This is a genomic window from Clostridium sp. SHJSY1 (assembly GCF_031626875.1).
Classification (GTDB): Bacteria; Bacillota; Clostridia; order Clostridiales; family Clostridiaceae; genus Clostridium.
Map to the genome: position 1 here is coordinate 16,028 of NZ_JANDMF010000030.1, position 13,102 is coordinate 29,129.

22 protein-coding genes are annotated in these 13,102 nt (G+C 34.8%); all 22 read right to left on the bottom strand.

Annotation, left to right across the window (positions count from 1 at the left end; genetic code table 11):
• Positions 1-3: 3 nt before the first annotated feature.
• The 22 genes from rplF to NNC19_RS14065 all read right to left on the bottom strand — a co-directional run bounded on the left by rplF (position 4) and on the right by NNC19_RS14065 (position 12,998).
• On the bottom strand, positions 4-546 hold the full coding sequence (gene rplF / locus NNC19_RS13960) for a 50S ribosomal protein L6 (RefSeq protein ID WP_310939284.1): 543 nt from the start codon (positions 544-546) through the stop codon (positions 4-6).
• 60 nt (positions 547-606) lie between these two features.
• Positions 607-1,005 (bottom strand): 30S ribosomal protein S8, encoded by a 399-nt coding sequence (gene rpsH, locus NNC19_RS13965; RefSeq protein WP_310939285.1) that lies wholly within the window; start codon positions 1,003-1,005, stop codon positions 607-609.
• Between the two features lie 30 nt (positions 1,006-1,035).
• On the bottom strand, positions 1,036-1,221 hold the full coding sequence (locus NNC19_RS13970) for a type Z 30S ribosomal protein S14 (protein WP_209796879.1): 186 nt from the start codon (positions 1,219-1,221) through the stop codon (positions 1,036-1,038).
• Positions 1,222-1,236: 15 nt separating this feature from the next.
• Positions 1,237-1,776: a 50S ribosomal protein L5 gene (rplE, locus tag NNC19_RS13975; protein ID WP_310939286.1), complete on the bottom strand. Its 540-nt coding sequence runs from the start codon at positions 1,774-1,776 to the stop codon at positions 1,237-1,239.
• 23 nt (positions 1,777-1,799) lie between these two features.
• Entirely contained in the window at positions 1,800-2,114 is a 315-nt protein-coding gene (gene rplX / locus NNC19_RS13980; RefSeq protein WP_310939287.1) for a 50S ribosomal protein L24, read from the bottom strand.
• Positions 2,115-2,132: 18 nt separating this feature from the next.
• Complete coding sequence (gene rplN, locus NNC19_RS13985; protein ID WP_143316952.1) at positions 2,133-2,501, bottom strand: 50S ribosomal protein L14; 369 nt, start codon at positions 2,499-2,501, stop codon at positions 2,133-2,135.
• A 29-nt stretch (positions 2,502-2,530) separates the two neighbouring features.
• On the bottom strand, positions 2,531-2,785 hold the full coding sequence (rpsQ, locus tag NNC19_RS13990) for a 30S ribosomal protein S17 (RefSeq protein ID WP_310939288.1): 255 nt from the start codon (positions 2,783-2,785) through the stop codon (positions 2,531-2,533).
• A gap of 22 nt (positions 2,786-2,807) precedes the next feature.
• Entirely contained in the window at positions 2,808-3,017 is a 210-nt protein-coding gene (gene rpmC / locus NNC19_RS13995) for a 50S ribosomal protein L29 (protein WP_310939289.1), read from the bottom strand.
• The gene (gene rplP, locus NNC19_RS14000; RefSeq protein WP_143316949.1) at positions 3,017-3,451 is read right to left on the bottom strand and encodes a 50S ribosomal protein L16; all 435 of its coding nucleotides are present in this window, start codon (positions 3,449-3,451) and stop codon (positions 3,017-3,019) included. Before rplP ends, rpmC begins: the two co-directional genes overlap by 1 nt.
• A 16-nt stretch (positions 3,452-3,467) precedes the next feature.
• Entirely contained in the window at positions 3,468-4,133 is a 666-nt protein-coding gene (rpsC, locus tag NNC19_RS14005; protein ID WP_310939290.1) for a 30S ribosomal protein S3, read from the bottom strand.
• 18 nt (positions 4,134-4,151) lie between these two features.
• Positions 4,152-4,487: a 50S ribosomal protein L22 gene (gene rplV / locus NNC19_RS14010; RefSeq protein WP_310939291.1), complete on the bottom strand. Its 336-nt coding sequence runs from the start codon at positions 4,485-4,487 to the stop codon at positions 4,152-4,154.
• A gap of 28 nt (positions 4,488-4,515) precedes the next feature.
• Positions 4,516-4,794 (bottom strand): 30S ribosomal protein S19, encoded by a 279-nt coding sequence (gene rpsS / locus NNC19_RS14015; protein ID WP_310939292.1) that lies wholly within the window; start codon positions 4,792-4,794, stop codon positions 4,516-4,518.
• A 68-nt stretch (positions 4,795-4,862) separates the two neighbouring features.
• Positions 4,863-5,696 (bottom strand): 50S ribosomal protein L2, encoded by an 834-nt coding sequence (rplB, locus tag NNC19_RS14020; protein WP_310939293.1) that lies wholly within the window; start codon positions 5,694-5,696, stop codon positions 4,863-4,865.
• 62 nt (positions 5,697-5,758) lie between these two features.
• On the bottom strand, positions 5,759-6,058 hold the full coding sequence (gene rplW / locus NNC19_RS14025; protein ID WP_310939294.1) for a 50S ribosomal protein L23: 300 nt from the start codon (positions 6,056-6,058) through the stop codon (positions 5,759-5,761).
• The gene (gene rplD / locus NNC19_RS14030) at positions 6,058-6,678 is read right to left on the bottom strand and encodes a 50S ribosomal protein L4 (RefSeq protein ID WP_310939295.1); all 621 of its coding nucleotides are present in this window, start codon (positions 6,676-6,678) and stop codon (positions 6,058-6,060) included. Before rplD ends, rplW begins: the two co-directional genes overlap by 1 nt.
• A gap of 25 nt (positions 6,679-6,703) precedes the next feature.
• A complete protein-coding gene (gene rplC / locus NNC19_RS14035) occupies positions 6,704-7,333 on the bottom strand; it encodes a 50S ribosomal protein L3 (protein ID WP_310939296.1) in 630 nt (209 codons plus the stop codon).
• Positions 7,334-7,413: 80 nt separating this feature from the next.
• Complete coding sequence (rpsJ, locus tag NNC19_RS14040) at positions 7,414-7,722, bottom strand: 30S ribosomal protein S10 (protein ID WP_143316941.1); 309 nt, start codon at positions 7,720-7,722, stop codon at positions 7,414-7,416.
• Positions 7,723-8,197: 475 nt separating this feature from the next.
• Positions 8,198-9,391, bottom strand: coding sequence for an elongation factor Tu (tuf, locus tag NNC19_RS14045; RefSeq protein WP_310939297.1), 1,194 nt, complete (start codon positions 9,389-9,391; stop codon positions 8,198-8,200).
• Between the two features lie 174 nt (positions 9,392-9,565).
• A complete protein-coding gene (gene fusA, locus NNC19_RS14050; protein WP_310939298.1) occupies positions 9,566-11,632 on the bottom strand; it encodes an elongation factor G in 2,067 nt (688 codons plus the stop codon).
• Positions 11,633-11,709: 77 nt separating this feature from the next.
• On the bottom strand, positions 11,710-12,180 hold the full coding sequence (rpsG, locus tag NNC19_RS14055) for a 30S ribosomal protein S7 (protein ID WP_143318560.1): 471 nt from the start codon (positions 12,178-12,180) through the stop codon (positions 11,710-11,712).
• 146 nt (positions 12,181-12,326) lie between these two features.
• Complete coding sequence (gene rpsL / locus NNC19_RS14060) at positions 12,327-12,704, bottom strand: 30S ribosomal protein S12 (protein WP_143318561.1); 378 nt, start codon at positions 12,702-12,704, stop codon at positions 12,327-12,329.
• Between the two features lie 57 nt (positions 12,705-12,761).
• Positions 12,762-12,998 (bottom strand): ribosomal L7Ae/L30e/S12e/Gadd45 family protein, encoded by a 237-nt coding sequence (locus NNC19_RS14065; RefSeq protein WP_310939299.1) that lies wholly within the window; start codon positions 12,996-12,998, stop codon positions 12,762-12,764.
• Positions 12,999-13,102: the final 104 nt, after the last annotated feature.

The window sequence follows — 13,102 nt, forward strand, 5'->3', positions numbered from 1 at the left end:
CTATTATTTCTTACCAGTCTTACCTTCTTTACGTCTGATATGTTCGCCTTCAAATTTAATACCCTTACCCTTATATGGTTCTGGTTTTCTCCAACGTCTTACATCAGCAGCTTGTGCTCCAACGACTTGCTTATCGATACCCTTAATTACAACCTTTGTTGGCGCTGGAGTTTCGAAAGTAATTCCATTCATTGGTTCAACTTCAACTGGGTGTGAATATCCAAGGTTCATTACAAGTTTACTTCCTTGTAACTGAGCTCTATAACCAACACCAACTAGTTCTAAAGTTTTTTGGTAACCTTCATTTGTTCCAATTACCATGTTGTTAATAAGTGCTCTTGTTAATCCATGAAGAGCTCTGTGATTTTTATCATCACTTGGTCTAGTAACAACTATTTCATTGTTTTCAACCGCTATATTAATGTCTTTGTGCATAGCTTTTACTAGCTCGCCCTTTGGGCCCTTAACTGTAACAACATTATCTGCTGCTACAGTAACAGTTACGCCAGCAGGTATAGCTATTGGTAATCTACCTACTCTTGACATAATTGCACCTCCTGTTGTTATTTATACAAACATTTTTCTAATCAAATTTCTATAAAAATACTACCAAACGTAGCAAACTACTTCTCCGCCTAGTCCATTCTTTCTAGCTTCTCTATCTACCATAATTCCTTTAGATGTTGATATTACAGCGATTCCTAATCCGTTAAGAACCTTAGGAGTCTCATCTTTCTTACAGTAAACTCTTAACCCTGGCTTAGATATTCTCTTTATACCAGTTATAACTCTTTCTTTATTTGAACCATACTTAAGAGAAATTCTCAACATAGGAACTACTCCATCGTTATATTCATCAATTTCCTTAATGTATCCTTCTTGTAATAATATATTTGCAACGGCCTTCTTTACATTTGAAGAAGGTACCTCTACTACTTCATGTCTAACAGCATTTGCATTTCTAATACGAGTTAGCAAATCTGCTATAGGATCTGTCATAACCATTAATTGTGCCTCCTTTCGCCTAACTTAGTATTACCAACTTGCTTTCTTGCATCCAGGGATTTGGCCCTTGTAAGCAAGTTCTCTAAAGCAAATACGGCAAATACCGAATTTTTTAAGTACTGAGTGTGGTCTTCCACATATTCTACATCTTGTATAAGCTCTTGTCTTATACTTAGGTGCTTTGCTCCACTTTTCAATAATAGCTTTACGTGCCACAGTTTTTCCTCCTTATTATTGAGCAAATGGCATTCCAAAGAATCTTAATAATTCTCTTGCTTCTTCGTCAGTGTTAGCTGTTGTTACGAAGATAATATCCATTCCTCTTACTTTATCGATTTTGTCGTATTCAATTTCTGGGAATATTAATTGTTCTTTAATTCCTAGAGAATAATTTCCTCTTCCATCAAAAGCCTTACTTGAAACACCTCTGAAATCTCTAACTCTTGGTAGAGCAATTGACATTAACTTATCAGCAAATTCATACATATTTGCCTTTCTTAATGTAACCTTACACCCTAAAGCCATGTTTTCTCTTATCTTAAAGTTAGCAACAGATTTCTTAGCTCTAGTTAATATTGGCTTTTGACCAGATATTATAGTTAAATCGCTAACTGCTGATTCTAAAACCTTTTGATTTTCCTTAGCTTCACCAACACCCATGTTGATTACTATTTTTTCAAGTTTTGGAACTTCCATTATGTTTTTATATCCGAACTTTTCTATCATTGCTGGTATAATTTCTTTTTCATACTTCTCTTGAAGTCTTGTCATATTGAGTTACCTCCTTTCAGATCTTAGAATGTTTCGCCGCACTTCTTGCAAACTCTAACCTTAGCTCCATCTTCTAATAGCTTAGTGCTAATTCTTGTCGCTGATTTGCATTTTGTACAATATAACATTACCTTTGAGCTGTTTATTGCAGCCTCTTTTTCTATAATAGCACTTTCAGCTTGATTTTTAGTAGCTTTTTGGTGCTTCTTAACTATATTAACTCCTTGAACAAGAACTTTTCCTGTTTTAGGATATACTTTTAAAACTTCTCCAGTTTTACCTTTATCTTTTCCTGAAATAACTACAACTGTATCGTTCTTTCTTACATGTACCTTCAAGTAAGCCACCTCCTTCTATTATAGAACTTCAGGTGCTAATGATAATATTTTATTAAATTCTTTATCTCTTAGCTCCCTTGCAACTGGTCCGAAGATACGAGTTCCTCTTGGTTGCTTATCATCTTTTATTATAACTGCAGCATTTTCATCAAATTTAATATATGACCCATCTGCTCTTCTTAGTCCTCTTACAGATCTAACTATAACAGCCTTTACTACTTCGCCTTTTTTAACAACTCCGCCTGGTGTTGCACTTTTAACGCTAGCAACTATTATATCTCCAATGTTACCGAACTTTCTTTTAGATCCGCCTAAAACTCTGATACACATAATTTCTTTAGCACCTGAGTTATCTGCTACCTTTAATAAGGTTTGTTGTTGTATCATTGAATTTACCCTCCTTTCAGTCTTAAAGCCTATTTAGCTTTTTCAACTATCTCAACAAGTCTCCATCTCTTATCTTTAGATAATGGCCTAGTTTCCATTATTAATACTCTATCATTAATCTTAGCTTCATTATTTTCATCATGAGCTTTAAACTTAGTAGTTCTGTTCATAGTTTTTCCGTATAGTGGATGTCTAACCTTAGTTTCAACAGCAACTACAATAGTCTTATCCATTTTATCTGAAACAACTCTACCAATTTTCTTTTTTCTTAATCCTCTTTCCATTAGGTTTTACCTCCTTCCAGAATTACTGTTGAACCCTTAACTCTTCTTCTCTTAAGATGGTTTTTATTTGGGCTATAGATTTCTTTACTTCTCTTATTCTCATAGGATTTTCTAATTGTCCTGTAGCTAATTGGAATCTTAAGTTGAATAATTCAGCTTTAAGCTCTCCTAATTTAACAACTAAATCTTGAGGATCATTTGCTCTTAATTCTTTAAATTCTCTAGCCTTCATTATTCTTCACCACCCATTTCCTCAAAATCTCTTCTTGTAACAAACTTAGTTTTTACAGGAAGTTTGTGTGATGCAAGTCTCATTGCTTCTCTTGCAACTTCTTCATTTACTCCTGATAATTCAAATAAAACTCTACCAGGTTTAACTACTGCTACCCAGTACTCAGGAGCTCCTTTACCTTTACCCATTCTTGTTTCAGCTGGTTTCTTAGTTACCGGCTTATCTGGGAAAATCTTAATCCAAAGTTTTCCACCTCTTTTGATATATCTATTAATAGCAATTCTGGCAGATTCTATCTGATTGCTTGTAATCCAACCGCAAGTAGTAGCTTGAATACCGAAATCTCCATAAGCTAGGAAATTTCCTCTTGTTGCTTTACCTTTCATTCTACCACGTTGTACCTTACGATGCTTTACTCTTTTAGGCATTAACATGATCTATTCCTCCTTTCTATGCTTGAGCTGCTTCCTTTTCAACCTTTTTAGTTGGAAGTACTTCTCCATTATAAACCCAAACTTTAACTCCAATTTTACCGTATGTTGTGTCTGCTTCAGCAAATCCATATTCAATATCTGCTCTTAATGTTTGTAGTGGAATTGTTCCTTCATGATATTGTTCTGTTCTTGCTATTTCTGCCCCTCCAAGTCTACCTGAGCAAGCAGTCTTAACACCTTTCACTCCATGCTTCATTGCTCTTTGGATTGTTTGCTTCATTGCTCTTCTGAATGAAACTCTCTTTTCTAATTGAGCTGCAATGTTTTCTGCCATTAATTGAGCAGATGCTTCAGCATTTTTAACTTCAACAATGTTTATTAAAACATTGTTTTCACTTATAAAGCTACTTAACTTCTTCTTTAAAGCTTCTATACCTGATCCACCTTTTCCTATAACAACTCCTGGCTTTGCAGTGTGTATATTCAACTTAACTCTTTTAGCTGTTCTTTCAATTTCAATCTTTGAAATACCAGCTACGAAAAGTTCTTTTTTAACAAATGTTCTAATCTTATTATCTTCAACTAGATTATCAGCAAAATTCTTCTTGTTAGCAAACCATTTTGCATCCCAATCTTTAATAACTCCGACTCTAAGTCCATGAGGATTTACTTTTTGACCCACTTATCTTTCCCTCCTTCTCTAAGCTCTTTCTTTAACAATTACTGTTATATGGCTTGTTTTCTTAAGAATTTTAAATGCTTTACCATGATCCATAGGTCTAAATCTTTTAAGAGTTGGACCTTGACCAACAAACACATCTGATACATATAACTTATCAGTATCAAGTGCAAAATTATTTTCTGCATTTGCAACAGCAGACTTTAACACTTTGTTAATAACTACTGCAGCTTCTCTTGGAGTGTATTGTAAAATAGCAAAAGCTTCTTTAACATCTTTTCCTCTTATTAAATCAGTAATAACTCCTACTTTAATTGGAGACATTCTTACATATTTAGCTATAGCTTTAGCTTCCATTCATGTTCCTCCTTTCCAGGCTAACTAATTATCTCTTTGATTTCTTGTCTGTGTTTACGTGTCCTCTGTAAGTTCTTGTTAATGCAAACTCACCAAGCTTATGTCCAACCATATCTTCAGATATATATACTGGAACATGCTTTCTACCATCGTGAACAGCAATTGTATGTCCTATCATTTGTGGGAAAATTGTCGAACTTCTTGACCAAGTCTTAACAACCTTCTTATCACCACTTGCATTCATTTCTTCAACCTTTTTTAGTAGTCCTTCTTGAACAAAAGGTCCTTTTTTTGTTGATCTACTCACTAACATTGCCTCCCTTCATTAATATCAGTCCCGACAAGATATGAAGAGAATCTACTATTCTCCTCATGCTACTTGGCGTTTCTATTCTTAATAATGAATCTATCTGAATACTTCTTATTCTTTCTTGTTTTGTATCCAAGTGCAGGTTTACCCCAAGGAGTTACTGGACTTGGTCTACCAACTGGCGACTTACCTTCACCACCACCATGAGGGTGATCATTAGGGTTCATTACAGAACCTCTTACTGTAGGTCTCCATCCTAAATGTCTCTTTCTACCAGCCTTACCTAAGTTAACTATATCATTAGTTGTGTTAGATACTGTTCCGATAGTAGCTCTACATTCAATTCTTACATATCTCATCTCTCCTGAAGGTAATCTTAATGTTGCATAGTTACCTTCTTTAGCCATTAATTGTGCTGAGTTACCTGCAGCTCTAACTAATTGACCACCCTTACCAGCTTGTAGTTCTATATTATGAACTACTGTACCTACAGGGATATTTTTTAATGGAAGAGCATTACCTGGTTTAATATCAGCACCTACTCCAGATACTACAACATCTCCAACCTTCAATCCAACTGGAGCTATTATATATCTCTTATCTCCATCTGTGTATACAACTAATGCTATGTAAGCAGATCTATTTGGATCATACTCTATTGTTGCAACCTTTGCTGGAACTCCATCTTTATTTCTCTTAAAATCTATAATTCTATATTTTCTCTTAGCGCCACCACCATGGTGTCTAACAGTTATTTTACCTTGTGCATTTCTACCACCTGTTTTCTTTAATGAAACAAGAAGTGATTTTTCTGGTGAACTTGAAGTAACTTCTTCAAAAGTTGCCATTGTCATCTCTCTTCTTGAAGGGGTAGTTGGTCTAAACTTCTTAACTGCCATTGGTTTTCCCTCCTTTTTACAGCTTATCTGGTGCCTCGCACCAATAAATCACTTTAATTTCACTATTGTTGTAAACCTTCAAAGAACTCAATACCCTTGCTTCCTTCTGCAAGAGTTATGATAGCTTTCTTGTAGTCAGCTCTCTTCCCTACATGTACGCCCATTCTCTTAGTTTTTCCCATAGTTCTTATAGTTTGAACGTTAGATACTTTAACTCCAAACACTTCTTCAACTGCTCTCTTTATTTGAGATTTGTTTGAATTGATATGAACTATGAAAGTGTACTTATTTTCTGCCATAGCTGTCATAGTCTTTTCAGTTATAACAGGTTTTCTGATTATATCATGGCTTGTCATTTTCATTATGCGTACACCTCCTCAATCTTTGATACAGCATCCTTTGTCATGATTACTTTTTCAAACTTTAGTAGATCATAAACATTGATGTTGTTTGCAGGGATTACAGCAACTCCTGCTACATTTCTAGCTGATTTGTAAGCTACTTCATCAGATTCTGCAGTTACTATTAATGTTTTCTTAAAACCTAATGTTTTAATCATTTCAGCAACTTGTTTAGTCTTAATAGCTCCAAAAGCTAAATCTTCCATAACAATCATTTCACCTGCTTGAACCTTACTAGTTAAAGCAGATTTAAGTGCTACTCTTCTCATGCTCTTAGGCACTGATACTCTGTAGTCCCTAGGTTTTGGTGCGAATACAATACCACCTTTAATCCATTGAGGTGCTCTGATTGAACCTTGTCTTGCTCTACCAGTTCCTTTTTGTCTCCAAGGCTTGATTCCGCCTCCTCTTACTTCAGCTCTAGTTTTAGCTGATTGAGTTCCTTGTCTCTTGTTTGCAAGTAATGCAACAACTACTTGATGAATTGCGTTTTCATTTACTTCAACCGCAAAAATTTCTTCATTTAATTCAAAATCGCCAACTTGCTTTCCTTCTTTATTAAATAATCCTACTGTAGGCATCCTGCTTCCTCCTTTCTTACAGAAATTAAGCCTTAACTGCGTTTCTTATTACTACTGTACCTTTATTAGGTCCTGGGATTCCACCCTTAATTAGTATTAAGTTCTTTTCAGCTATAATCTTAACCACTTCTAAATTCATTACAGTTGTATTAACTGCACCCATATGTCCTGGCATTTTCTTATTCTTAAATGTCTTTGATGGATCTGATGATGCTCCCATAGAACCTGGAGCTCTGTGGAACTTAGAACCATGTGACATAGGTCCTCTTTGCGCATTCCATCTCTTTATAACACCTTGGAATCCCTTACCTTTAGAAACTCCTGATACATCAACTTTTTCTCCTGCAGCAAATACATCAGCAGTGATTTCTTGCCCTACTTCATATTCACTTGAGTTTTCTAATCTGAATTCTTTAAGAGTTCTTCTTAATGAAACTCCTGCTTTTACAAATTGTCCTTTAGCTGGCTTGTTAAGTAATTTTTCTCTTACCTCACCAAAACCTACTTTTATTGCTTCATAGCCGTCTTTTTCTATTGTTTTCTTTTGAATAACAACACATGGACCAGCTTCTACTACTGTAACAGGAACTACTTTTCCATTCTCATCGAACACTTGAGTCATCCCTATTTTCTTACCAATAATAGCTTTTTTCATTATACTTGCACCTCCTAAACTAATTAGCGGATTGCTATGCAATCATAATAGTTCATTGTCTATTATAAAACTATTTGCTACTAAAGCTTAATTTCAATATCTACTCCAGCTGGTAGATTTAATCTCATTAATGCATCAACAGTTTTTGGTGATGGATTAACGATATCAATTAGTCTCTTGTGAGTCCTTATTTCGAACTGCTCTCTAGAGTCCTTATACTTATGAACTGCTCTTAATATTGTAACAACATCCTTTTCTGTAGGTAGTGGTACTGGACCTGCAACCTTAGCTCCTGTTGACTTAGCAGTTTCTACGATTTTTTCAGCTGATTGATCTAATATTGTATGATCAAATGCTTTTAATCTGATTCTAATTTTTTGTTTTGCCATATTGGTTTCCCTCCTTTTCATGTACGCTTTACTTCGAGCGCACAACAGCGGTCATTCTATAAACTGTTCCTGGTGTTTCATATCACTTAGACAAAATTATAGATCCCTGTCGTCGGATTCTAGATCCAGACATACTCATCAAGAATTACCCGGAAGTCCGGCAACCTCTTGATTCATCGCTGTTTGCTCTGCAACTTCTTTATTATACTATTTTTAATTATTGTTTTCAAGTTTTTTTCATAATAATATTATTTTTTTGCACATTATATAATATTTTCACCCACTTGAATTAACTCACATATTTATATTAGTTGAATTTCCAAAATGTTTAATACCACTTATATTATTTACCAAACATATTTTTTAATACATTTTATTGCAAAAAAATAAGAGTAAAGATATCTCTACTCTTATTTTCACACAAAGAAAAGAGTGACGTCTTACTCCTTTCTCCACATTTATTCAATCAAGTAAATTATTCTACTATGCTAGTAACAACACCTGATCCTACTGTTCTTCCACCTTCTCTTATAGCAAATCTTAATCCTTCATCCATTGCTACTTGAGTTATTAATTCAACATTCATATCTATGTGATCCCCTGGCATTACCATTTCCATTCCTTCTGGTAGCTTAATTGATCCTGTTACGTCTGTTGTTCTGAAATAGAATTGTGGTCTATATCCATCAAAGAATGGTGTATGTCTTCCACCTTCTTCTTTTTTAAGTACGTATACTTGACCTACGAACTTGCTGTGTGGGTGTACTGATCCTGGCTTAGAGATTACTTGACCTCTTTCAATATCAGTTCTTTGTACACCTCTTAATAATGCTCCTATGTTATCTCCTGCTTGAGCATCATCTAGTAACTTTCTGAACATTTCTATTCCTGTTACTACTACCTTCTTCTTTTCTTCACTTAATCCTACGATTTCTACTTCGTCTCCTACGTGAAGAATTCCTCTTTCTACTCTTCCAGTCGCAACTGTTCCTCTACCTGTGATAGTGAATACATCTTCGATTGGCATTAAGAAAGGCTTATCTGTTGCTCTTTCTGGAGTTGGGATATAGCTATCTACTGCATCCATTAGTTCCATTATACATTTTGTTGCTTCTTCATCTGTTGGATTTTCTAATGCTTTTAATGCTGATCCTGTTACTACTGGAATATCATCTCCTGGGAAGTTGTATTCGCTTAACAATTCTCTAACTTCCATTTCTACTAATTCTAATAATTCTGGATCATCTACCATATCTGCTTTGTTTAAGAATACTACGATATAGTCAACACCAACTCTTGATGCTAGTAGTATATGTTCTCTTGTTTGAGGCATTGGTCCATCTGCTGCTGAACATACTAGGATTGCTCCATCCATTTGTGCTGCTCCTGTAATCATGTTCTTAACATAGTCAGCATGTCCTGGACAGTCAACGTGCGCATAGTGTCTGTTATCTGTTTGATATTCAACATGTGCTGTGTTGATTGTAATTCCTCTTTCTTTCTCTTCTGGCGCTTTATCTATTGATGCATAATCAAATGCTTCAGCATACCCTTTCTTTGCTAATACTGTTGTAATAGCTGCTGTTAATGTTGTCTTACCGTGGTCTACGTGACCAATTGTTCCAATATTTACGTGTGGTTTACTTCTTTCGAATTTTTCCTTTGCCATTGTAAAATTCCTCCTTCATAATAGCAATTGATATAAAATCTTTTTGAAAATATTATAACTTAAAAAGATTCCAATATCTAGCTTAATTCCTTAACTTTAATTTTTCAATTATATAAATTAATTATCTAATATCATTAGATTCTTAATCCTATTAAGAGATAGTTGTAATTTAGATTATTTCTTTTTTTCTCCAACTATCTTTTCTTGTACGCTCTTTGGCACTTCTTCATAGTGATCAAATACCATTGAATAGTTACCTCTACCTTGAGATCTTGATCTTAAAGTTGTTGCATATCCAAACATTTCTGATAGTGGAACAAACGCTCTAATGATTTGTGCACCATTAACAGCTTCCATACCTTCCATTCTACCTCTTCTTGAGTTGATATCACCTATAACATCACCCATATATTCTTCTGGCACAGTAACCTCAACCTTCATCATTGGTTCAAGTAATACTGGATCTGCTTTAGCCATTGCATTCTTAAATGCCATAGATCCTGCAATCTTAAACGCCATTTCAGATGAGTCAACTTCATGGTATGACCCATGTACTAACTTAACTTTAAAGTTAATAACATTGTATCCAGCTATAATACCACTCAAAGCAGCTTCTTGTATACCTGCATCTATTGCTGGGATATATTCCTTAGGAATAGCTCCTCCAACAACAGCATTTTGAAATGAATATTCTCCTTCAGTTGGTTCCATTTCAATAACAGCGTGACCATATTGACCCTTACCACCTGATTGCTTAGCATACTTAGCCTCCGCTTTAACAGCTGCTCTAATTGTTTCCTTATAAGCAACTTGTGGCGCTCCAACATTACATTCAACTTTAAATTCTCTTTGTAATCTATCAACAATAATTTCTAAATGAAGTTCTCCCATACCAGCAATTATTGTTTGACCAGTTTCTTGATCAGTCCAAGTCTTAAAAGTTGGATCTTCTTCAGCAAGTTTAGCTAATGCCAATCCCATCTTTTCTTGACCTGCTTTAGTTTTTGGCTCGATAGCTACATTGATAACTGTATCTGGGAAATCCATAGATTCAAGAATAATTGGATTATCTTCAGTACATAAAGTATCTCCAGTTGTAGTATTTTTTAATCCTATAACAGCACCTAATTCTCCTGCTTCTAAAGAATCAACTTCTTCTCTATGATTAGCATGCATTTTAACAAGTCTTCCAATTCTTTCTTTCTTACCCTTTGTTGAGTTAAGAACATAAGAACCACTTTCCATAACACCTGAGTACACTCTTGTGAATGCAAGTTTTCCTACGAAAGGATCAGTAGCAATCTTAAATGCTAGAGCTGACATTCCAGATTCATCTGATGCTTCTCTCGAATCTTGTTCTCCATCTAAAGTAGTTCCTTGAACTGCTGGAATATCTAATGGTGATGGCAAATATGCTACAACCCCATTAATCATTTCTTGAACTCCCTTATTTTTGTATGAAGAACCACAAATACAAGGATAAATTTCATTAGCTATAGTAGCTTTTCTTAATGCCGCATGTAATTCATCAGCAGTAATTTCTTCACCTTCAAGATACTTCATCATTAATTCTTCATCTGTTTCAGCTATTGCTTCAATCATAGAGTTTCTATACTCTTCTGCTTGATCTTTTAAATCAGCTGGAATTTCTTCACGTCTTACATCTTGACCTAAATCATCATAGAATAGTATTGCCTTATTATCTATAAGGTCTACCATTCCCTTAAATTTATCTTCAGCTCCTACTGGAATTTGTATTGGAACCGCATTAGCTTTTAATCTATCTCTTACAGTGTTTACACATCTAAAGAAATCAGCACCAGTTGCATCCATCTTATTAACATAGATCATTCTTGGTACTCCATACTTATCTGCCTGTCTCCATACAGTTTCAGTTTGTGGTTCAACTCCACTTTTTGCATCTAAAACTGTAACAGCTCCATCAAGTACTCTTAGAGATCTTTCAACCTCAACTGTAAAGTCTACGTGTCCTGGAGTATCAATAATATTTAATTCATGTCCTTCCCAGAAACAAGTAGTTGCCGCAGAAGTAATTGTTATACCTCTTTCTTGTTCTTGAACCATCCAGTCCATTGTAGCAGCACCTTCATGAACTTCTCCTATTTTATGACTTCTTCCTGTATAAAATAAAATACGTTCAGTAGTAGTAGTTTTTCCAGCATCAATATGTGCCATTATACCAAAATTTCGAAATTTGTCTAACGGATATTTTCTAGCCATTTACTAGTCCTCCTCTCAATGAGTTATTATTAAATTCGAGAAAACTGTTTTGGTAAAAGAACCAAAACAGTTTTTTATTAGTATCTGTAATGAGCAAAAGCCTTATTTGCTTCAGCCATCTTATGAGTATCTTCTCTCTTCTTAACAGCTGCTCCTGTATTATTAGATGCATCTAATAATTCTCCAGCTAATCTTTCACTCATAAGCTTTTCGCCTCTTTTTCTAGCTGCTGCTAACATCCATCTGATACCTAAAGTCTGTCTTCTTTCAGCTCTAACTTCTATTGGAACTTGATATGTAGCTCCACCTATTCTTCTAGCCTTAACTTCTAGTAAAGGCATTACATTATTCATTGCTTCTTCAAACACTTCTAATGCATCCTTACCAGTTTTCTCAGCCATTGTTTCAAAAGCTGCGTAGCATATTTTTTGTGCTACTCCTCTTTTACCATCTTCCATTATGCTGTTTATAAGCTTTGTAACAACCTTTGAGTTGTACATTGGATCTGGTAATACATCTCTTTTTGCTATATGTCCTTTTCTTGGCACTTTTCTTCCCTCCTTAACATGATAATTTAAGTTCATCGGTACTCGGTATTACTTTCATACCGCAAAGTGCTAACTTCTTCATCTATATAAACTCAACTTAAAATCTATGTAAACGCTGAAGATAAGCACTAACTTTGGTTAAGAGACTATTTTGCCTTTGGTCTCTTAGCTCCATACTTTGATCTTCCTTGCATTCTGTTAGCTACTCCAGCGCAGTCTAATGCACCTCTTACGATATGGTATCTAACACCAGGAAGGTCCTTAACTCTACCACCCCTTATAAGAACAACACTATGTTCTTGTAAGTTATGTCCTACACCACCAATGTATGCAGTAACTTCATATCCATTTGTTAGTCTTACCCTAGCAATTTTTCTTAACGCTGAGTTAGGCTTCTTTGGAGTAGTAGTCTTAACTACAGTACAAACACCTCTCTTTTGAGGGCACTCTTTAAGTGCTGGCGCAGTTGAAGTAGTTGTAACTACTTTTCTTCCTTTTCTTACTAATTGGCTTATAGTTGGCATTTCTTCACCTCCTGAATTTTTATTTATCTATTTTAAATATAAAAAGATAAAACTATTTTATAGCATTAATGCGGCTGAAGATTTAACTTCAATTCCACATAATTTGCCCAATTCCTTCATAGTATCAACATACTCAACTTTGATATTTTTATTTGTAGCCAAAACTATTAAGGGTGCGATTAAATTTTCATCTACATCTTTTGCTATATATAAAATATGTCCTTCTCCACTATTTATGAACTTTGAACACTGTTTTATACCTATTACCTTTTTCCCTACAAGTCTGTCTAACATGGGATCCCTCCTTATATCAAACCCATGAAGACAAAGAAATAGACTTTGTCTTCATCGAGTCATGTAGACAATCATACTGTAGTGTAGCTTTAAAAATCACACAA

What these genes read in the sequence shown, in the direction of transcription:
- rplF (WP_310939284.1), bottom strand. Translation starts at nt 546, where the DNA reads ATGTCAAGAGTAGGTAGATTACCAATAGCTATACCTGCTGGCGTAACT.
- rpsH (WP_310939285.1), bottom strand. Translation starts at nt 1,005, where the DNA reads ATGGTTATGACAGATCCTATAGCAGATTTGCTAACTCGTATTAGAAAT.
- rplE (WP_310939286.1), bottom strand. Translation starts at nt 1,776, where the DNA reads ATGACAAGACTTCAAGAGAAGTATGAAAAAGAAATTATACCAGCAATG.
- rplN (WP_143316952.1), bottom strand. Translation starts at nt 2,501, where the DNA reads ATGATACAACAACAAACCTTATTAAAGGTAGCAGATAACTCAGGTGCT.
- rpsQ (WP_310939288.1), bottom strand. Translation starts at nt 2,785, where the DNA reads ATGGAAAGAGGATTAAGAAAAAAGAAAATTGGTAGAGTTGTTTCAGAT.
- rpmC (WP_310939289.1), bottom strand. Translation starts at nt 3,017, where the DNA reads ATGAAGGCTAGAGAATTTAAAGAATTAAGAGCAAATGATCCTCAAGAT.
- rplP (WP_143316949.1), bottom strand. Translation starts at nt 3,451, where the DNA reads ATGTTAATGCCTAAAAGAGTAAAGCATCGTAAGGTACAACGTGGTAGA.
- rplV (WP_310939291.1), bottom strand. Translation starts at nt 4,487, where the DNA reads ATGGAAGCTAAAGCTATAGCTAAATATGTAAGAATGTCTCCAATTAAA.
- rplB (WP_310939293.1), bottom strand. Translation starts at nt 5,696, where the DNA reads ATGGCAGTTAAGAAGTTTAGACCAACTACCCCTTCAAGAAGAGAGATG.
- rplW (WP_310939294.1), bottom strand. Translation starts at nt 6,058, where the DNA reads ATGAAAATGACAAGCCATGATATAATCAGAAAACCTGTTATAACTGAA.
- rplD (WP_310939295.1), bottom strand. Translation starts at nt 6,678, where the DNA reads ATGCCTACAGTAGGATTATTTAATAAAGAAGGAAAGCAAGTTGGCGAT.
- rplC (WP_310939296.1), bottom strand. Translation starts at nt 7,333, where the DNA reads ATGAAAAAAGCTATTATTGGTAAGAAAATAGGGATGACTCAAGTGTTC.
- rpsJ (WP_143316941.1), bottom strand. Translation starts at nt 7,722, where the DNA reads ATGGCAAAACAAAAAATTAGAATCAGATTAAAAGCATTTGATCATACA.
- tuf (WP_310939297.1), bottom strand. Translation starts at nt 9,391, where the DNA reads ATGGCAAAGGAAAAATTCGAAAGAAGTAAACCACACGTAAATATTGGA.
- fusA (WP_310939298.1), bottom strand. Translation starts at nt 11,632, where the DNA reads ATGGCTAGAAAATATCCGTTAGACAAATTTCGAAATTTTGGTATAATG.
- rpsL (WP_143318561.1), bottom strand. Translation starts at nt 12,704, where the DNA reads ATGCCAACTATAAGCCAATTAGTAAGAAAAGGAAGAAAAGTAGTTACA.
- NNC19_RS14065 (WP_310939299.1), bottom strand. Translation starts at nt 12,998, where the DNA reads ATGTTAGACAGACTTGTAGGGAAAAAGGTAATAGGTATAAAACAGTGT.